The following is a 17623-nucleotide window of genomic DNA, read 5'->3' on the forward strand; positions in this document are numbered from 1 at the left end:
TGTGCCCTCACCGAAGCCAAAGCCAAATTGGCCGCCATCAGCCGTTCCATGGCAATGATCGAGTTTGACCGCAACGGCATCGTGCTGGATGCCAATGAAAACTTCTGCAAGACCATGGGCTACAGCGCCGACGAAATTCGCGGCAAGCATCACCGGATTTTCTGCGAAGAGGCCTACACCCACACCGATGCCTACGCCAAACTCTGGCGCGACCTGGCGCGGGGTGAACCTCTCAGTGGCACGTTCATGCGGCTGAATAAACATGGCCAGGAGGTGTGGCTGGAAGCCAGTTACATGCCGGTGCTCGGTGCCGATAACCAGGTACAGAGCGTGATCAAGGTCGCCTCGGATATCTCGGCGCGAATCCACCACGAGCATGAAAACCAGAGCCTGATCGATGCCATCGGCCGCTCCATGGCGGTGATTGAATTCACTCCGCAAGGCCAGATTCTGAATGCCAACGACAACTTCCTGAAGACAGTGAAGTATTCCCTCGGTGAAATCGTTGGCCAGCACCACAGTATGTTCTGCCATCGCGGTGAGACCGAGTCGCCGGCCTACAAAGCCTTCTGGGCCTCGCTCAATCGCGGCGAATATCACTCCCATCGGTTTGAGCGCAAAGACAAATTCGGACAAACGCTGTTCCTGGAAGCCTCCTACAACCCGATCTTCGATGCCAGCGGGCGCCTGTACAAAGTGGTGAAATTCGCCAGTGACATCACCGACCAGGTCACCACCTTGCGCACCGCTGCCGACTCGGCCCACGCCACCTCGGTGCAGAACGACGCCTGCGCCCGCAAGGGTTCGGAAGTGGTGCAGCAGACCGTGCAGATCATCGAAGAAATCTCTCGCGACCTTAACGAAGCCGCCGTGAGTATCGACGCGGTGAGCAAACAGTCGGACATCATCGGCAGCATCGTCCAGACCATCCGCGGCATCGCCGACCAGACCAACCTGCTGGCGCTCAACGCCGCGATCGAAGCGGCCCGGGCGGGTGAACACGGGCGCGGGTTTGCGGTGGTGGCGGATGAAGTTCGCAGCCTTGCAGCACGTACCAGCCAGGCGACGATCGAGATTGTGGATGTGGTGCGCAAGAACCACGACCTGTCGATCAGCGCGGTGTCGAGCATGCAGTCGAGCTTGAGCCGCACGGGGCTTGGGGTGGAGTTGGCGAACGAGGCGGGGCAGGTGATCCTGGAGATTCAGGAAGGGTCACGGCATGTGGTGGATGCGATCAGTCAGTTCAACTCGACACTGCAACTGCAGTAACACAACGTTATGGCTGACAAATAACCTGTGGCGAGGGAGCTTGCTCCCGCTGGGCTGCGTAGCGGCCCCAAAATCTTGGGAGCGCTGCGCACTCCAGCGGGAGCAAGCTCCCTCGCCACAGCAAGCCCCCCTGACCACAGGGTTTGTATTGTCAGGGCTTAGATCGCAGCCAGGGTTTCTTTCACGGTCTGCGCCTGCGGGTCAGCGGTTTTCGCCGCTACTTGCTGCGCCTGCTGGTCCTTCAGGCGTGCGGCAACTTCCTTGGAAATCGCGTCCTGCTTTTCCTGCGGCATGTTCTTCACATCTTCTTCGGTCAAACCCTGTTCCTTGAGCAGTTGCTCGCGGATGCGCTCGGCCGGGCTTTTCTTCATGTAGTCGGTGAAGTCACTGCGGGCCGATGAGGTGGAGTCGGTCTTGGGCACATCGGTGGTCGACGTGGTCGCGGTGGTGGCCTGCAACTGCACGCGGGTCTTGGCGAAGGCCGCATCGATGTTGTCAGCCGTGGCGTCGGCGGCGGCCTGGGTGGTGGACACGCCGGCGACGCCCTGCGCGTTTTGCGCGGCACCGCTGTACAGCGCGCTGGCAGCGGCGTTGGCCGGGTCCATGTCTGCGCGCTTGATGCGTTGGATCGTCGACTGAGCCTGGGGATTGTTGTTGATCAGCATGATCAGGACACCTGTGGATGTGGGCGGTGCCACAGGAGGAGCAATTAGCGTGCCCAGTGGCAAGGCCCCGTGTTTACCAGGCTTTGGGCCGCCACCGTCGGCAAGCGTTGGCGTGCCGACGGCCAGTGTTTGCCGCTAGTGGGCAATGTTCTCCAGCGCCAGGTTGCGGGTGCGCGGGCCGAACCAGCTGATGGTGATCATCACGATCAACATGCTGCTGGCGATAAACGCCAACACGCCCGGCGTGCCGAGGTGTTCGAGAATCACGCCGATCAACAAGCTGCTGAACACCGTCGACAACCGGCTGAACGAATAGCAGAAACCCACCGCCCGGGCGCGGATATTGGTGGGGAACAGTTCGCTCTGGTAGGAGTGATAGCTGAAACTCAGCCAGGCGTTGCAGAAGGTGATCATCACTCCGCAGATCACCAGCCCCACGGCGGTGGTTTGCAGCGCGAACAAACTGCCGAAGATCACCGCACCCAGGGCCGAGCCGACAATCTGCCATTTGTTCTCAAAACGGTTCGCCACCTTCACAAACAGCAGCGGCCCCAGCGGGTAGGCGAGGGTGATGATGAAGGCATAACCCAAGCTGTGAGTGACGCTCACGCCCTGGCCCGAGAGCAGCGCTGGCAGCCAGTTGCCGAAGCCGAAAAAACCGATGGCCTGGAACACATGAAACACAATCAGCATCAACGCCCGGCGCCGGTACGGCGGTTGCCAGATATCGGAAAAGCGTCCTTGGCCCTGCACGCTCACGGCTTCAGGTTCCGGTTCATCCAGTGGCCTGCCGTGGTCCTTCTGACAGCGTGCTTCGAGGCTGTCCATGATCTGCCCGGCCTCGTCGAAGCGGCCTTTTTGCGCGAGCCAGCGCGGTGACTCCGGCAGGCGCTTGCGCAGTTGCCAGATAAACAGCGCAAACACCGCACTGCTCAGCACCACCCAGCGCCAGCCGGAAATCCCGAACGGCGCCTGGGGCACCAGCCACCACGACATCAAGGCCACCGCCGGCACCGACAGGAACTGGATGAAAAACGCGAAGGCAAACGCCGAACTGCGCATGCGCTTGGGCACCAGTTCCGAGAGGTAGGCATCGATGGTAACCAGCTCGATCCCCAGGCCGATGCCCACCAGAAAACGCATGCAGATGATCCCCAGGGCTGAGGTCTGGATGCCCATCAGCACGGTGGCGACGGTGTACCAGATCAACGCAAAGGTGAAGATCGCCCGGCGCCCGTAGCGGTCGGCAATCGGGCTGAGCAGGCTGGCGCCGAGGAACAGACCGAGGAAGGTCGCCGAGGCAAAGGCCGCTTGATCGGAGAAGCCGAATACGCCCTGGCTGCCGGTGTGGAAAATCCCGTCGCTGATCAACCCGGGGCTGATGTAGGCGGTCTGGAACAGGTCGTATAGCTCGAAAAAACCGCCAATCGACAGCAACGCCACCAGGCGCCAGACGGTAGCGACGGCGGGCAGGCGATCAATGCGCGCGCTGATATGCGCGGCGCGGATCGGGTCGATGCCGTCTGCGGTAGAAAGGAAAGACATGGGCAGAAGACTCAGTAAGTGATCGGGATCTCGAATTCCTGGAACGCATCATCCACCGGTTGATAACCCAGTACACGGGTTGTTTCGCTGAGGTCCAGGCGTTTGAAGCGGTTGTTGGAGATGCCGTGGGCGATCAGGTGTTTCACACCTTCGGTTTCTACCGAGCGTTGCAGCAACTGCACGGCGTCTCGCGGGCTGAGCCAGGCGCTGAGGTCGCGGGCGTTGTTCAGGTCGTGGGTTTCGGGGAATTCGAACGCACCAATACGCAGGGCGATGGTGGAGAGCGGGGTTTTTGCGGCGTAAAAGCCGCAGAGGGCTTCGCCGTAGCATTTGCTCACGCCGTACAGGTTGGCGGGCAATACAGGCATGCCCGGCGTGATCTGCCGGTCTACCGGGTAGCCTTCGATGGTCTGGGCACTGCTGGCGAACACCAGGCGCTTCACACCTGCGGCCACGGCGGCTTCGAACAGGTAAGTGGTGGCCAGGATGTTGTTGGGCAGCAGCTCCTCGAAGGTGGCGCTGGCGTGGGGGATGCCCGACAGGTGCACGATCACGTCAATCCCGTCGAGCAGGGCGGCGAGGGCGGTTTTATCGCTCAGGTCGGCGTGTATGAAACGGTGTTCGCCGAGGGCGAAATCCGGCTCGATGCGATCGGTGAGGGTGAAGCGGTAGCGGTCTTTCGACGCTTCGAAAAACGTCTTGCCAATGCGGCCGCAGGCGCCGGTGAGTAGTACGTTGAGTCCGTTCATTGTGGAGTCCTTGTTTTTAGTTGTGACCGGCGAGGGCGAAGATCTGGAAGCCAGGGCGTTGGCTGAGTGTTTCGTAGTAAGCGCTGACAGCTGGGTAGGACGGACGCTGCATGGGCGTAATCCACCAGCGGTGCACCGACAGGCCGATGAGGATGTCGGCGAGTGTGAACTCATTACCGGCTACGTAGGCGTTGGTTTTTGCCAACTGTTGTTCCAGCAGGCCCATCTTGTCGTTCCATGCCTTTACCGCGACGGCGATGGCTTGTGCGTCCAGGTTATCGGGGTTGTTGCGTACCAGCGCGGTGAAAGCATCACCCCAGGAACGGTTGAGTTCGATGGCTTGCCAGTCTATCCATTGCTCGACTCTGGCACGGGCTGCCGGCTCGACGGGCAGCAGGTCGTGACGTTGGTGCAGGCCCACGAGGTAGCGGCAGATGGTGTTGGATTCCCAGAGCACGCCGTTGTCGTCGATGAGTACCGGGACTTGGGCGTTGGGGTTCAGGGCCAGGAATTCGGGGGACTGGGTGGAGGCGAAGCCGATGCCCCAGTCTTCGCGGTCGTAGGGGATGCCGAGTTCCTGGCAGGTCCACAGGACTTTTCGCACGTTGATGGAAGAGGTGCGACCCAGGATTTTCAGCGAATGGCCCATGGTGCTTTCCTTGCGAGGGTGAGAAGGCAGGGGAGCAATTTAGCAGGGGCGTCAGCCGACGACGAGTCAGTTAAGCGAGCACGGTTAAAAATGTGGGAGCGGGCTTGCTCGCGAATGCGGTGTATCAGTGATGGACAGGTCGGCTGACACACCGCATTCGCGAGCAAGCCCGCTCCCACAGTTCGACCGCGTGTGTTCTGTTAGATAAGCGGTGATTCTTGATCTAGCAGCTTGCCCATCAGCAATACCCCCAACTCACTCCTAACTGGGCCACCACCGAATCGCTACTAAACGAAAGGGTGGCGGCTGCACGCAGGTTAGTAGACCGGTAACCCCACACAAAACCCGGCGCGCCACAAGGGCGCCCTGCGCGCAGCCACCATCAAGCACAGACAGGTAAGTCCGACAGATGAAGCTTATGCCCATTGTGTAGGGAAGCTCGGGCTACTAAACCCGATTACTGAGAAATTCAGCGACCGGGCAACCTTAGAAAGCCCTACCCAGGCGCCCAAGCCGGCGGATTCTGACGTACCTGTAGGCAACGGAGCAAGGCGCTGCCATCAACACCAGCCACTTCCTACAGCTACCGCCTAGGTACTCTCGCGCACCTTCAACTCAAACCCCATGTCCACCACCGGCCGAGCGATCTTGTTGCCCGCCATCACCGTCAACAAATGCTCCGCCGCGCGCCGGCCAATGGCCTCGCGGGGCGTACTGATACTGCTCAAACGCGGCACCATGAACGAGGAAGACGGCAGGTCGTTAAAGCCCAGCACCGAGATCTGCTCCGGTACCTTGATGCCATGGCGCAATGCTTCCAACAACGCGCCCTGAGCCAGGTCGTCGTTGCCAAAGAAGATCGCGTCCACGTCCGGATGGCTGGCCAGCAGCTGCAGGAACAACTCACCGCCCAGGCCCAGCGACGATGGCCGTGGCGTCAGCACTTCCAGCGCCGGGTCATACAACCCCGCTTGCTGCAACGCCCGGCGAAATCCTTCGCCCCGCAACAACGTGCGCTGGTCCAGTTGCGCGCCAATGTAGGCCAACCGCTTGCGACCTCGTGAGATCAAATGCGCCGCCGCCGTTTCCCCGGCGTTCAACTGTGAGAATCCTACGCAGTTCAGGCCGGCGCCCGGGTCCAGGTCCATCATGTACACACACGGCACGTTGCTCGATTCCACCATGCGCCGGGCACTTTCCGTACGGTCAAACCCGGTCAGCAGCAAACCCCGTGGCTGGTAGGCCATGTAGTTGCGCAGCAGGTCTTCTTCTTCATCGCGGGAATAGTGGGTGTTGCCGATCAGTACTTCAAAGCCCTTGGGCCGCAGCACCTGGTGGATGGCTTCGAGGGTTTCGATAAACAGCAGGTTGGACAGCGACGGCACCAACACCACCACCGACTGGCTCTGGGCCGAAGCCAGGGCGCGGGCGGCCGGGTTGACCACGTAGCTCAGTTCGGCAGCGGCTTTTTGCACTTTTTCCACCAGTTCGGTGGCCACGGTGCTGATGCCGCGCAAGGCCCGGGAGGCGGTAATCGGGCTGACGCCAGCCAGGCGGGCTACTTCATTCAGGGTAGGGCGGCCCGTGGTGCGGGTATTTTTATCGTTCTTGGGAGTCATCAGGCGGCTTGCCAAACAAAAATCGAGGCACTAAGGTAGCGCTGTCTCCAAGACCCTGCAAATCCTTGAACGTTGGGATGCCTGTTCCGACTCAAGCCTTTGGAGAGGATGCACGCGTCACTCCATAAAAATGACAAGACGGCGCGGGAAAAGCCTGTTTTTGCACTAGCCTTACAGCGTGCAAAGGTAGCGCTATCTGCGTCCTGAGGTGTTTCATGAGTCAACCTGTTACTGCCCTCGTGATCATGGGTGTTTCCGGCTGTGGCAAGTCCAGCGTCAGCGAGGCCCTGTGCCTGCTGAACGGCGCCACCGCCATCGAAGGCGACAGCTTTCACCCCGCCGCGAACATCGAAAAGATGAGCGCCGGCCATCCCCTTAACGACGACGACCGCGCCGGCTGGCTCGACATCCTGTGCGATGAACTGCGCCGCTCCCTCAAAGCCGGCGAGCATCCCGTGCTCACCTGTTCGGCCCTGAAGAAGAAATACCGCGACCACCTGCGCGAAGCCGCGCCGGGCCTGGGGTTTGTGTTTCTGGAGTTGACCCGCGAAGTCGCCGCCGACCGTGTGTCTCACCGCCCCGGCCATTTCATGCCGGCCAGCCTGATCGATAGCCAGTTCGCCACCCTTGAATCCCCGGTGGGCGAGCCGTTGACCCTGGCCCTCAACGCCAGTGAAGACAGCGTTGAAGACCTGGCCGAGCAAACCAACGCCTGGTGGCTGAAACACGGCTTTGAACCAACCTAATAATTTTTTGCCGGACAAGATAGCGCTGTCCGCCTGCACTGAATTTTTTACCGGCTTTAATAACAACAACAAACAGGAGAGACCCCCATGTTTGGCTTGTCCCACGATACCTACCTGCTGCTAGATGCAGTGGTGACCATCATCGGCCTGATCGTGTTGATCACCCGGTTCAAAGTCCACCCGTTCATTGCGCTGATCATCGCGGCAGGCTTTCTCGGCCTGACCTCGGGCATGCCCGTGGACAAGATCATCAAGGCCTTCCAGGACGGCTTCGGCGGGGTGCTCGGCTTTGTCGGGATTATCCTTGCGCTGGGTACGATGCTCGGCAAGATGATGGCCGACTCCGGCGGTGCCGATCAGATCGCGCAAACCCTGGTGCGGGCCTTCGGCAAGGAGAAAGTGCAGTGGGCAATGATGTTCGCCGCGTTCCTGGTGGGCATTCCGCTGTTCTTCGAGATCGGCTTTGTATTGCTGATCCCGCTGGTGTTTATCGTCGCGCGCCGAACTGGCGTGTCGCTGATCAAGATCGGCATCCCGCTGTTGGCCGGCCTGTCGGCGGTGCACGGTCTGGTGCCTCCGCACCCGGGCCCGTTGCTGGCAATTGGCGTGTTTGGGGCTGACATCGGCAAGACCATTCTCTACGGCCTGATTGTCGCGCTGCCTACGGCGATCATCGCCGGTCCGCTCTACGGTTCGTTTATCGCCAAGTACATCCCGGGCAATCCGTCCCAGGAACTGGTGGACCAACTGGCCAGTGAGCAACCGGAATCCAAGACCCTGCCGAGCTTCAGCATCACCCTGATTACCGTGCTGCTGCCGGTGTTCCTGATGCTGCTGAAGACCTTCGCCGACGTCGCCCTGCCGGACGGGCACGTAATCCGCAACTGGATGGACATGATCGGTCACCCGATCACCGCCTTGCTGCTGGCCTTGCTGCTGTCGCTGTACACCTTTGGCCGTCGCCAGGGCATCGGTTCCCAGAAAATCCTCAAGCTGCTCGACGCCAGCCTGGCGCCAACCGCAGCGATCATCCTGATCATCGGCGCCGGTGGTGGCTTCAAGCAGATGCTGGTGACCAGCGGCGTGGGTGATGTGATCGGCCATATGGCGGTGACTGCGCAGATCAACCCGATCCTGCTGGCCTGGCTGGTGGCGGCGGTGATTCGTGTCGCTACCGGTTCTGCGACGGTGGCGACCATTACCGGCGCGGGCATTGTGGTGCCGGTGGTGGGGATGATTCCGGGGGTGAACCGCGAGTTGCTGGTATTGGCGACGGGGGCGGGCTCGTTGGTGCTGTCTCACGTCAACGATGCGGGGTTCTGGCTGGTGAAGCAGTACTTCAATATGACCGTGGCCGAGACGTTCAAGACCTGGACGGCGATGGAGACCATCCTGTCGGTGGTGGCGTTGGGCTTTATCATGTTGCTGTCGTTGGTGGTCTAACAGGAACACCGCAAAACAAAATGTGGGAGCGGGCTTGCTCGCGAAGGCGGTGAATCAGTCGACATATGAGTTGACTGAACCACCGCCTTCGCGAGCAAGCCCGCTCCCACATTGATTAGGTTCCTGCAGTTGGATCGGGTCAGGCGTCAGCTTTCTTGACCAGCCCATCCGCCCGGAACATCGCCCGGATGCCCCGCACCGCCTGGCGAATCCGGTCCTGGTTTTCGATCAGCGCAAAGCGCACATGATCGTCCCCATACTCACCAAAACCAATCCCCGGCGACACACACACCTTCGCCTCAAGCAGCAGCTTCTTGGCAAACTCCAGCGACCCCATCGCGGCATACGCTTCGGGAATTTTTGCCCAGACGTACATCGATGCCTTCGGATTCTCGACCATCCAGCCCAGCTCATGCAGGCCCTTCACCAGCACGTTACGGCGCTGGCGATATTGCTCGGCAATGTCTTTCACGCACTGCTGATCGCCTTCCAGCGCAGCAATCGCCGCCACTTGCAGCGGGGTGAAGGTGCCGTAGTCGTGGTAGCTCTTGATCCGCGCCAGGGCATTGACCAATTCCGGGTTGCCCACCATGAAACCAATGCGCCAGCCGGCCATGTTGTAGCTCTTGGACAGGGTGAAAAACTCCACCGCAATGTCCTTGGCGCCCGGCACTTGCATGATCGAAGGGGCTTTCCAGCCGTCGTAGACGATGTCGGCGTAGGCCAGGTCATGCACCACCAGCACGTCGTACTGCTTGGCCAGGGCGATTACCCGTTCGAAGAAGTCCAGCTCCACGCACTGCGCGGTCGGGTTGGACGGGAAGCCGAGGATCATCATCTTCGGCTTGGGAATCGAGCCGCGAATCGCACGTTCCAGTTCCGCGAAAAAATCCACGCCCGGAATCAGCGGCACCGAACGCACCTGGGCGCCGGCAATCACGGCACCGTAGATGTGAATCGGGTAGCTGGGGTTGGGCACCAGCACCGTGTCGCCCTGGTCCAGGGTGGCCAGCATCAAGTGCGCCAGGCCTTCCTTGGAACCGATGGTCACGATGGCTTCGGTTTCCGGGTCGATGTCCACTTCATAGCGATCTTTGTACCAGCGCGAAATCGCCCGGCGCAGCCGTGGAATGCCTTTGGAAGTGGAGTAACCGTGGGTGTCTTCGCGCTGGGCGACGGTGACCATTTTTTCCACGATGTGCGGTGGAGTGGCGCCGTCAGGGTTACCCATGCTCAAGTCGATGATGTCTTCGCCGCGCCGACGCGCAGCCATCTTCAGCTCGGCAGTGATATTGAACACGTAAGGGGGGAGTCGATCTATGCGCGCAAAGCGGCGCGGCGAACCTTGGTCGGCCATTGTTGCCTCGAAATACGTAAGCGCCCGGAACCGTCCGAGCGACGTCGGCCACTGCGGTGGCCTGCGGGGCAGACAATACGGTCGATGATGGCCAATTGTCCAGATGCTGTGGGAAAAATTTCTGCTTGGAGTGCGACGGGGATATGCCCCTATACTCGACGCGGGTTTGTTCCCTCATAAGAAGGAGACTGTTCAGATGGATCAACAGACAAAACTGCCGTTACAGCCGCGCATGGAAGAGGGCAAGGCCCTGGTGATCGCGGGTGTGCACGGGCGTTATTCGAAAGCCACGCTGGGGGACATTCCCAAGTTGTGGGAGCTGTTCGACAGCTGCTTCAAAGAGATTAAAAAGCGCGTTGGCGGCGTGACCTATGGCGTTTGCTACAACGCCAAACACGATGAATTCGACTACCTGGCCGGCGTTGAAGTACCGGCCAAGGGCGATGTACCGAGCAATTTCCAGTCGATTGAAATCCCGGCCCATCGTTATGCCGTATTCCCGCACTATGGTCCGGTGCAGGCGCTGGCGCAGACCTACGAACGCATCATGTTCGAATGGCTGCCGGGCTCCGGGTACAAGGTGGTCGGGGCCGATTTCGAGCGCTACAGCGCCGACTTCAATGTGGAGAAAGGCACGGGGTCAGTAGAAATCTGGATACCGATCAACGCCGAATCCGCATAACCGCACCACTGGCAGGAGCGAGCACGTTCGCTCCTGCAAAAGCCTCTCAATACAACGTGGCCTTGACCCGCTCCGGCATCTCGCGGTCATAGGCTTCGGCGTCGAACGCCCCTTCATTCAAGCGCTTGTGAAACGCCCCGGCGCTGGGCAGTGCCGAGCGGTCCAGATGCTTTTCCGGGTTCCAGCAATCGGAACGCACAAAGGCTTTGGAGCAATGAAAATACGCTGACTCCACCTGCACCAGAATCACCGACCGGGCCGCTTTGCCATTCACCGCAAAGCTCTCCAGCAACTCGGGCTCGATGGAAATCTGCGCCCGGCCGTTGACCCGCAACGTCTCGCCAATGCCCGGGATGATGAACAGCAACGCTATACGCGGGTCCATCACCAGATTGCGCAGGGTGTCGAGCCGGTTATTCCCTGGCCGATCCGGAATCGCCAACGTGCGCTCGTCGATGATTCGCACAAACCCCGGCACATCGCCACGGGGCGAACCATCGATGCCGTCCGGGCCGGACGAACTCACCACCACCAGGGGCGACGCGCGGACCATGGCCTGGTAATCCTCGTTGAGAAACGGGATTTCCTTGCGCACGGCCCGTTCGTGGGGGAGGCCGTAGACGGTTTCGAGTTGTTCCAGCGTGGTGAGCATTGGGACTCCTTATCGATCGGTCAGGTGATGTGTCAGCCACCGAAGCTGCGCTGATAGCCTTGCGCCGATTGCCGTATAGCTTGTGCAACATTAGGGGCTTGTCGGCAGTAATCGTCTTCACGCTTGAGAACAACCTCAAGGGTTTGGAGCAGTGCCCGGATTCGCTCCTCGGGTCTCTCCACCTCACAGATTCCAGCAAACTCCAGGATACCCAGACGTGAGGCAAAGAAAGATTTATTGCCGGCCAGGTCGAGAGCCAGAGCGTCCTCGGGAATGTAGGCGGTGGTATTGGCAATGTCGTAAGCCGGTGCAAGCCTGGCATCGCTCTTGATCGGGTCGCTATACAGCAGGCCGAAATTCTTCAGATGGGCATCGCCATTGCCCACTATGCAACTCAAGGCCACGCTGTCGAACAGTTGGTCGAGAGAACTGCGTTCATGCTCAATCGAACAGTAAACGCGTACGGCTTTGGCGATCATGTTGTAGCTCTTGCCGTATTTCTGTTCTGCAGACAGGCCCATCAGCGTGGTCATGTCTTCGAAGCCCAAGGGGTTGGCCTGCTCATCCCGATCAAAGCGCCGCATGATGAAAAGCTTATGATTCTGCGACAGGTAAAACGGCGGCACGGGTATGCCTGCATCTCTGGCAATGGACATGCACAGGTATTCGTTGATGGCCAATCCCGGAAATTCGTCGCGCCCACTTTTGATGATCAGATCATTGGTTTTTGAAGTGAATTTCTGCTCTGGGGTTTGTGGCTTTTCCGGCACCAGCACCTTGGGCTGAACACCGGAAATTCCTGCTCGCAGGATGTAGCGATCTACCAGGTCAGCAAAAAGATCTTCCGCCCCGTCCCAGGCGAGAATTTCGTCCAGGTTTTCTCCCGTCGACGGAGCCCCGTTGCGCTGAATCAGCTCATTGACTTGGTCCGAGGAAACGAAGACGCGACCGATAGGCGCACTGCTACCAGACAATGCCAGCAGCAACATCGGGTCTACCTTCACTGTCTTGGCAAGGCGATTGCGAAGCTGCTCCAGCACAAACCCTTCTGGCAGGTTCATCTGGAATATCGGATGTAGCTCTCGTCGGCGGTATTCATCTGCGCGAACGGGCATTACCAGGCTGAGTGCGCTGGGTGGTAGTGCGTTATCGCCGTAGCGGAAAAGATAGTCGCCTGCACTGGTGAATACGCTGCCGCTGGCGCCTTGAGGGGTATGAACTTGAAGCTTCGGGCTATTCATTGAACAAGTCCTCCACTTCTTCCAGCGTTGGCATGGTGGCAGGTACCAATTTTACTTCACTGCCCAAGGCGGCAATCACTCGAGCGTAGGCATTCATGGAGACCGTTGGGCTGCCTTGCTCGATTTCAATCAGTTTTTGCCGAGTTACGCCCGCCAAACGCGCCAATTCCGCTTGTTTATAGCCTCGGTTGAGCCGCATGGTGCGCACTTGGCTGCCGATTCTCTGGGTGATGACAGAAGAGTCCATGTCTCGTAACCATTACATTTACATTGATAAGTTATGTATACGTTACATTTCGGCACTGTCAAGGTGCCTCGGCACAAAACACCCACGCCAACCGGCGCTCATACCCAACCCGCCCCTTATACGCCTCCCCACTGTCCACCCAGCCCTGCTGCAAATACAGCCCCATCGCCGCCACATTGTCCGTGTCCACCGACAGTTCCAGCGCTTTAATCTGCGGCCAAACCAGGCGCGCGGCGGCGGGCAGGGCTTGCAGGCAGGCTTTGCCAAACCCTTGGCCCTGTTGATGGCGGTCAACTTGCAACGCATGCAGCGTCGCGCTGTGCTCATCCGCCCAGTGGGGCAGGCACGGCGGGCGTTTGAGCAGCAGGAACGCGACGGGAATCTCGTCGGCGAGTAACGCAAAGCCTGCAACGCCGGGATTCGGATTGACCAGCAGGGTGTTCAGCGCACAGTAGATATCGCCGGAAAAACCCAGTTGTTCGGGGTGCACTTCAAGGGTGTTGAGTTGCTGTTGTTGCAGAGCAGTCAACGTCTGATAGGCGACGAGGCGGGTTTCCATCGGCGTAGCATCCGAATCCTACAAAGAAGCGCGGATTCTAGCGGGTTTGCGGTCATCGCAATTATTTTTTGCGGGACTGTCGATTGGCTGATATCCCAGTCGACTAAGGGTGTCTTCAGTGATTTTTCCCGCAAGGAGTATCGCCATGAGCACCGCAATCAGCAGCTTGATCGAACAATGGAAACAGGCCGTCACCGCCAAGGATGTCGAGAAGATTGTCAGCTTTTACGCCGACGATATCGTCGCGTTCGACGCCGTTAGCGCACTACAGTTCAAGGGCAAGGCCGCCTATCAGGCGCACTGGAAAGCGTGCATGGAGTTCTGCCCGGGCCCCGGGGTTTTTGACTTCCATGAGATGCATATCGTCGCCGCCGATAACAGCGCCTTTGCCCACTGGCTCGCGCACTGTGGTGGCACCGGGCCCGACGGCGTACTCAAGACCTGCTGGATGCGCGTCAGCGCCGGCTACCAGCGCATTGGCGGCGAGTGGAAAGTGGTGCATGAGCATTGGTCGACACCGTTCGACATGGAAACCGGCGCCGGTCTGTTCGACCTGAAACCTTGATCGCCGCGAACTATAGTCAGTTGTCCGAAAACGGAGAATCCCATGAAATACCTCTGCCTGATCTATAGCAACGAACAGGTGCTGCACGATTCGCCCGACAGTCCCAAGGACCCGGAGTGCTTTGCCTATGCCGAGTCTGTGCAGGCCAGCGGGCGGATGCTCGCCGCCGAGCCGCTGGAGTCGGTGACCACCGCCACCACCGTGCGCATGCGCAACGGCAAGCTATCGATCACCGATGGGCCGTTTGCCGAAACCAAGGAGCAGCTCGCCGGGTTTTACCTGATCGAGGCCAAGGACCTGAATGAAGCGATCCAGGTGGCCGGTGGCATTCCGGCCGCCCGGGTCGGCAGTGTGGAAGTACGCCCTGTGCGTGAATTGAATCTCTGATCACAACAATAAAATCCAGGAGGTTGACCCATGAGCAATCAACCCAAGCCCGCCGAATTTGAACTGTCCATCAGTCGCTTGATCGACGCACCTCGCAGTCGCGTATTCCGTGCCTGGACCGAGCCTGCCTTGTTGCAGCAATGGTGGGGCCCACACGGCATGACCACCCCCGAGTGCGAAATGGACCTGTGGGTCGGTGGGCAATTTCGCACCCTGATGCGCGCGCCCGACGGCAGCGAGTACCCGACCCAGGGCGTTTTTCTCGAAATCACCGCGCCCAGTCGGCTGGTGTTTACCGATGCGTTCACCCCCGGCTGGATTCCTTCGGGCCAGCCATTCATGACCGCCGAAGTCACCTTTGAAGACGTCGACGGCAAGACCCTCTACACCGCCCGTGCCATGCACTGGAGCGCCGAAACCAAGCAGGCCCACGAAGCCATGGGCTTTCACGAGGGCTGGGGCCAAAGCCTCGATCGGCTGGTGACGCTGGTGACCGAAGGCTTGCGCGATTGACGGTGCAGGCCCGGGTCGAAGCGGTTTATCGCAGCGAATCGCGGCGCATCCTGGCGACCCTGATTCGCTTGCTCGGCGATTTCGACCTTGCTGAAGAAGCCTTGCACGAGGCGTTTTTCGTCGCGGTGCAACGTTGGGAGCAAGACGGTGTGCCCGACAATCCCCGGGCCTGGCTGGTCTCCACCGGGCGCTTCAAGGCCATCGACCGTTTGCGCCGCCAGGCCCGGTTTGCCGCGCACCAGAACCAGTTGCTGGCTCAGGCTGATGAATTGGAAGAAGCCGACTGGAGCGCTGAAGACGTGGAAGACGACCGCCTGCGCCTGATTTTCACCTGTTGCCACCCGGCACTGGCGGCGGATGCCCAGGCGGCGCTGACCTTGCGTGAGATCTGCGACCTCACCACCGAGGAAATCGCCCGGGCGTTCCTCGCCACACCGGCCACCATCGCCCAGCGTATCGTGCGGGCCAAGGGCAAGATCCGCGAAGCAAAAATCCCCTATCAAGTGCCGTCCCTGGCAGAGTTGCCCGAGCGCCTGGACAGTGTGCTACGGGTGATTTACCTGGTGTTCAACGAAGGCTATTCGGCGTCTACGGGGGCCGACTTGACCCGTGACGACCTGACCCGTGAAGCGATTCGCCTGGGGCGATTGCTGATGGAGTTGTTGCCGGAGCCAGAAGTGATGGGCCTGCTGGCGCTGATGTTGCTCCACGAATCCCGGCGCCCGGCACGCACCTCGGCCGGCGGTGAATTGGTGTTGCTGGATGAGCAGGACCGTTCACTGTGGGACGCTTCGCTGATCGCTGAAGGATGTGCCCTGGTGGAGAAATCCCTGACCACACGCCGCTTCGGGCCCTACAGCCTGCAGGCAGCGATTGCGGCGGTGCATGCCGAGGCGGCGAGCGCTGACGAGACCGACTGGCCGCAGATCGTTGGGCTGTATGACGTGTTGCTCGGGGCGGTGCCATCGCCCGTGATCGAGCTCAATCGCGCGGTGGCCGTTGCGATGCGCGATGGCGCGTTGGCGGGGTTGCAGTTAGTGGATGGGATTCTGGCGCGGGGGGAGTTGGTCGACTATCACCTGGCGCACTCGGCACGGGGCGAATTTTGTCGGCGGCTGGGACGGGTGGAGGAGGCACGGCTGGCGTTTGAGCGGGCGCTGGCATTGACCCGGCAAGAACCGGAAAAGCGCTTTATGGAGCGGCGCTTGGCTGAACTCAGATAGCGGCAGGCGCTGGAGATCTAAATGTGGGCGCGGGGTTACTCGCTCCCACATTTGCTTTGTGTATGCTGGGTTATCGCATTCCAGATTGATGACGTACTTTGCTATGAAGCCCACCTTAATCGCCAAACTCCTGCAAACCCTTGCCCCTTGGCGCAACGCCCCGGCCTGGCATATTGCCTTTTCTGGCGGCCTCGACTCCACCGTCCTGCTGCACCTTTTGGTCACTCTGGCCAAAACCGACAAACTCCCGCCACTCAGCGTTATCCATGTTCACCATGGTCTGCAAGCTGCGGCTGACGCGTGGCCGGCGCATTGCCAGTCCATCTGCGACGCCTTTGGCGTTCCCCTGCAAGTGATCCGCGTGCAGGTGCAGCCTGGCGCAAGCCTGGAGCGCGCGGCCCGTGAGGCACGGTATCAGGCGTTTGCCGAGGTCACCGGGGCAGAGGAGTTGCTAATCACAGGCCAGCACCGCGACGACCAGGCCGAAACCTTGCTGTTTCGCTTGTTGCGTGGCGCTGGCGTGCGCGGACTGGCGGCGATGCCTGCACAGCGCCCACTCGCAGAAGGCTACCTGGTGCGGCCCTTGCTGGATGTTTCCCGCGCCGACTTGGAAGCCTACGCCCGCGAGCACCAATTGGACTGCATCGACGACCCGTCCAACGCCGACCCGCGTTTCTCCCGCAATTACCTGCGCCACCATGTTTTCCCGCACCTGACTGAACGTTGGCCCCAAGCCGTCAGCACCATGGCCCGCAGCGCCGAACATTTGAGCGAAGCCCAGGGCTTGCTCGACGAACTGGCGCAAATGGACCTGCTGGCCGCCAGTCAGCCTCCGGCATTTCCCTGGCTGGCATTGCCGTCGCTGACCCTTGAGCCACTAGCCACGCTCTCCGAGGCCCGCCAGCGCAACGCACTTAGGCACTGGCTGACACCGCTGACGCGCTTGCCCGACAGCGAGCACTGGGCCGGCTGGGCGACCTTGCGCGACGCCAAACACGATGCACAGCCGCTGTGGCGTCTGGCCGACGGTGAATTGCACCGTTGCGGTGCGCATATCTGGTGGTTACCCGCCAGTTGGTCGGAATTTTCTGACGCATCGGTGAGCTGGCCACAGCCGCAAAACCCACTACAGTTACCCGGTAACGGCCAACTGCATTTCAGTGGCAGCGCGCCCGAAGGCCCTTTGTGCATCCGCTATCGCCAAGGTGGCGAAATCATGGAATTGCCAGGCCGGGGCCGGCGCGACCTGAAGCGGTTGCTTAATGAACGAGCGGTGCCAGGCTTCATCCGTGGCAGATTGCCGCTGCTGTATCAGGGCCAACAATTGCTGGCTGTGGCCAACCTGCCGGGGCTTGAGGCAGTTGGCGGTACCGGCTGGCAATTACATTGGATGCCACCAACCTGCGATCAAGGTTTGAGCTGATAGAGCCTTTCCGGTAGACTACGCTCCCTTCTTGATACAACTTCTGTGGATTCGCCTGAATCGCAGCAGTTGCCGATTACCAAGCAGTC

Annotated in this window: 18 protein-coding genes and 2 pseudogenes; 10 read left to right on the top strand and 10 right to left on the bottom strand. The window is 60.2% G+C overall.

The window, feature by feature from the left end:
• Positions 1 to 54: 54 nt before the first annotated feature.
• Positions 55 to 678 (top strand): annotated as a pseudogene (locus HBJ59_RS32125) (PAS domain-containing protein); the annotation flags it as partial.
• 165 nt (positions 679 to 843) lie between these two features.
• Positions 844 to 1269: pseudogene (locus tag HBJ59_RS32130) on the top strand (methyl-accepting chemotaxis protein); the annotation flags it as partial.
• A gap of 158 nt (positions 1270 to 1427) precedes the next feature.
• Here HBJ59_RS32130 and HBJ59_RS28625 read toward each other — a convergent pair.
• From HBJ59_RS28625 to HBJ59_RS28645, 5 genes are all read right to left on the bottom strand, one after another.
• Entirely contained in the window at positions 1428 to 1934 is a 507-nt protein-coding gene (locus HBJ59_RS28625; RefSeq protein WP_076015837.1) for a hypothetical protein, read from the bottom strand.
• Positions 1935 to 2069: 135 nt separating this feature from the next.
• Complete coding sequence (locus tag HBJ59_RS28630) at positions 2070 to 3479, bottom strand: MFS transporter (protein ID WP_167665498.1); 1410 nt, start codon at positions 3477 to 3479, stop codon at positions 2070 to 2072.
• 11 nt (positions 3480 to 3490) lie between these two features.
• Positions 3491 to 4228, bottom strand: coding sequence for an NAD(P)-dependent oxidoreductase (locus HBJ59_RS28635; RefSeq protein ID WP_167665499.1), 738 nt, complete (start codon positions 4226 to 4228; stop codon positions 3491 to 3493).
• Between the two features lie 16 nt (positions 4229 to 4244).
• On the bottom strand, positions 4245 to 4877 hold the full coding sequence (locus HBJ59_RS28640) for a glutathione S-transferase family protein (RefSeq protein WP_167665501.1): 633 nt from the start codon (positions 4875 to 4877) through the stop codon (positions 4245 to 4247).
• Between the two features lie 590 nt (positions 4878 to 5467).
• On the bottom strand, positions 5468 to 6499 hold the full coding sequence (locus HBJ59_RS28645; RefSeq protein ID WP_167665540.1) for a LacI family DNA-binding transcriptional regulator: 1032 nt from the start codon (positions 6497 to 6499) through the stop codon (positions 5468 to 5470).
• A 212-nt stretch (positions 6500 to 6711) separates the two neighbouring features.
• On the opposite strand from HBJ59_RS28645, the gene HBJ59_RS28650 reads away from it, so the two are divergent.
• Together HBJ59_RS28650 and HBJ59_RS28655 are read left to right on the top strand one after the other, a co-directional pair.
• A complete protein-coding gene (locus HBJ59_RS28650) occupies positions 6712 to 7242 on the top strand; it encodes a gluconokinase (RefSeq protein WP_076015832.1) in 531 nt (176 codons plus the stop codon).
• Between the two features lie 87 nt (positions 7243 to 7329).
• Complete coding sequence (locus HBJ59_RS28655) at positions 7330 to 8685, top strand: GntP family permease (protein ID WP_076015831.1); 1356 nt, start codon at positions 7330 to 7332, stop codon at positions 8683 to 8685.
• A 139-nt stretch (positions 8686 to 8824) separates the two neighbouring features.
• Here HBJ59_RS28655 and alaC read toward each other — a convergent pair whose 3' ends face one another.
• Positions 8825 to 10042, bottom strand: a complete 1218-nt coding sequence (gene alaC / locus HBJ59_RS28660; protein ID WP_076015830.1) for an alanine transaminase — start codon at positions 10040 to 10042, stop codon at positions 8825 to 8827.
• Positions 10043 to 10238: 196 nt separating this feature from the next.
• On the opposite strand from alaC, the gene HBJ59_RS28665 reads away from it, so the two are divergent.
• A complete protein-coding gene (locus tag HBJ59_RS28665) occupies positions 10239 to 10724 on the top strand; it encodes a GyrI-like domain-containing protein (RefSeq protein WP_167665503.1) in 486 nt (161 codons plus the stop codon).
• A 46-nt stretch (positions 10725 to 10770) separates the two neighbouring features.
• Here the strand turns inward: HBJ59_RS28665 and HBJ59_RS28670 are convergent, their stop codons facing one another.
• From HBJ59_RS28670 to HBJ59_RS28685, 4 genes are read right to left on the bottom strand one after another with little or no spacing between them, the layout of a single operon-like run.
• A complete protein-coding gene (locus tag HBJ59_RS28670) occupies positions 10771 to 11376 on the bottom strand; it encodes a pyridoxamine 5'-phosphate oxidase family protein (RefSeq protein WP_167665505.1) in 606 nt (201 codons plus the stop codon).
• Positions 11377 to 11408: 32 nt separating this feature from the next.
• Complete coding sequence (locus HBJ59_RS28675) at positions 11409 to 12617, bottom strand: type II toxin-antitoxin system HipA family toxin (RefSeq protein ID WP_076015827.1); 1209 nt, start codon at positions 12615 to 12617, stop codon at positions 11409 to 11411.
• Positions 12610 to 12864: a helix-turn-helix domain-containing protein gene (locus HBJ59_RS28680; protein WP_167665507.1), complete on the bottom strand. Its 255-nt coding sequence runs from the start codon at positions 12862 to 12864 to the stop codon at positions 12610 to 12612. The genes HBJ59_RS28675 and HBJ59_RS28680 overlap by 8 nt, the downstream gene beginning before the upstream one ends.
• A 58-nt stretch (positions 12865 to 12922) precedes the next feature.
• A complete protein-coding gene (locus HBJ59_RS28685; RefSeq protein ID WP_076015825.1) occupies positions 12923 to 13423 on the bottom strand; it encodes an N-acetyltransferase in 501 nt (166 codons plus the stop codon).
• Between the two features lie 145 nt (positions 13424 to 13568).
• Between HBJ59_RS28685 and HBJ59_RS28690 the strand changes: the two genes are divergently transcribed.
• The 5 genes from HBJ59_RS28690 (at position 13569) to tilS (ending at position 17534) form a co-directional block, all read left to right on the top strand.
• A complete protein-coding gene (locus tag HBJ59_RS28690; RefSeq protein WP_167665509.1) occupies positions 13569 to 13988 on the top strand; it encodes a nuclear transport factor 2 family protein in 420 nt (139 codons plus the stop codon).
• 42 nt (positions 13989 to 14030) lie between these two features.
• Positions 14031 to 14375 (top strand): YciI family protein, encoded by a 345-nt coding sequence (locus HBJ59_RS28695; protein WP_076015823.1) that lies wholly within the window; start codon positions 14031 to 14033, stop codon positions 14373 to 14375.
• 30 nt (positions 14376 to 14405) lie between these two features.
• Entirely contained in the window at positions 14406 to 14888 is a 483-nt protein-coding gene (locus HBJ59_RS28700) for an SRPBCC family protein (RefSeq protein ID WP_017475945.1), read from the top strand.
• Positions 14885 to 16111 (top strand): RNA polymerase sigma factor, encoded by a 1227-nt coding sequence (locus tag HBJ59_RS28705; protein ID WP_167665511.1) that lies wholly within the window; start codon positions 14885 to 14887, stop codon positions 16109 to 16111. Before HBJ59_RS28700 ends, HBJ59_RS28705 begins: the two co-directional genes overlap by 4 nt.
• A 103-nt stretch (positions 16112 to 16214) precedes the next feature.
• Complete coding sequence (tilS, locus tag HBJ59_RS28710; RefSeq protein WP_167665513.1) at positions 16215 to 17534, top strand: tRNA lysidine(34) synthetase TilS; 1320 nt, start codon at positions 16215 to 16217, stop codon at positions 17532 to 17534.
• Positions 17535 to 17623: the final 89 nt, after the last annotated feature.

It is taken from the genome of Pseudomonas sp. AN3A02 (genome assembly GCF_011765255.1).
Lineage (GTDB): Bacteria > Pseudomonadota > Gammaproteobacteria > Pseudomonadales > Pseudomonadaceae > Aquipseudomonas.

What these genes read in the sequence shown, in the direction of transcription:
- HBJ59_RS28625 (WP_076015837.1), bottom strand. Translation starts at nt 1,934, where the DNA reads ATGCTGATCAACAACAATCCCCAGGCTCAGTCGACGATCCAACGCATC.
- HBJ59_RS28630 (WP_167665498.1), bottom strand. Translation starts at nt 3,479, where the DNA reads ATGTCTTTCCTTTCTACCGCAGACGGCATCGACCCGATCCGCGCCGCG.
- HBJ59_RS28635 (WP_167665499.1), bottom strand. Translation starts at nt 4,228, where the DNA reads ATGAACGGACTCAACGTACTACTCACCGGCGCCTGCGGCCGCATTGGC.
- HBJ59_RS28640 (WP_167665501.1), bottom strand. Translation starts at nt 4,877, where the DNA reads ATGGGCCATTCGCTGAAAATCCTGGGTCGCACCTCTTCCATCAACGTG.
- HBJ59_RS28650 (WP_076015832.1), top strand. Translation starts at nt 6,712, where the DNA reads ATGAGTCAACCTGTTACTGCCCTCGTGATCATGGGTGTTTCCGGCTGT.
- HBJ59_RS28655 (WP_076015831.1), top strand. Translation starts at nt 7,330, where the DNA reads ATGTTTGGCTTGTCCCACGATACCTACCTGCTGCTAGATGCAGTGGTG.
- alaC (WP_076015830.1), bottom strand. Translation starts at nt 10,042, where the DNA reads ATGGCCGACCAAGGTTCGCCGCGCCGCTTTGCGCGCATAGATCGACTC.
- HBJ59_RS28665 (WP_167665503.1), top strand. Translation starts at nt 10,239, where the DNA reads ATGGATCAACAGACAAAACTGCCGTTACAGCCGCGCATGGAAGAGGGC.
- HBJ59_RS28670 (WP_167665505.1), bottom strand. Translation starts at nt 11,376, where the DNA reads ATGCTCACCACGCTGGAACAACTCGAAACCGTCTACGGCCTCCCCCAC.
- HBJ59_RS28675 (WP_076015827.1), bottom strand. Translation starts at nt 12,617, where the DNA reads ATGAATAGCCCGAAGCTTCAAGTTCATACCCCTCAAGGCGCCAGCGGC.
- HBJ59_RS28680 (WP_167665507.1), bottom strand. Translation starts at nt 12,864, where the DNA reads ATGGACTCTTCTGTCATCACCCAGAGAATCGGCAGCCAAGTGCGCACC.
- HBJ59_RS28685 (WP_076015825.1), bottom strand. Translation starts at nt 13,423, where the DNA reads ATGGAAACCCGCCTCGTCGCCTATCAGACGTTGACTGCTCTGCAACAA.
- HBJ59_RS28690 (WP_167665509.1), top strand. Translation starts at nt 13,569, where the DNA reads ATGAGCACCGCAATCAGCAGCTTGATCGAACAATGGAAACAGGCCGTC.
- HBJ59_RS28695 (WP_076015823.1), top strand. Translation starts at nt 14,031, where the DNA reads ATGAAATACCTCTGCCTGATCTATAGCAACGAACAGGTGCTGCACGAT.
- HBJ59_RS28700 (WP_017475945.1), top strand. Translation starts at nt 14,406, where the DNA reads ATGAGCAATCAACCCAAGCCCGCCGAATTTGAACTGTCCATCAGTCGC.
- tilS (WP_167665513.1), top strand. Translation starts at nt 16,215, where the DNA reads ATGAAGCCCACCTTAATCGCCAAACTCCTGCAAACCCTTGCCCCTTGG.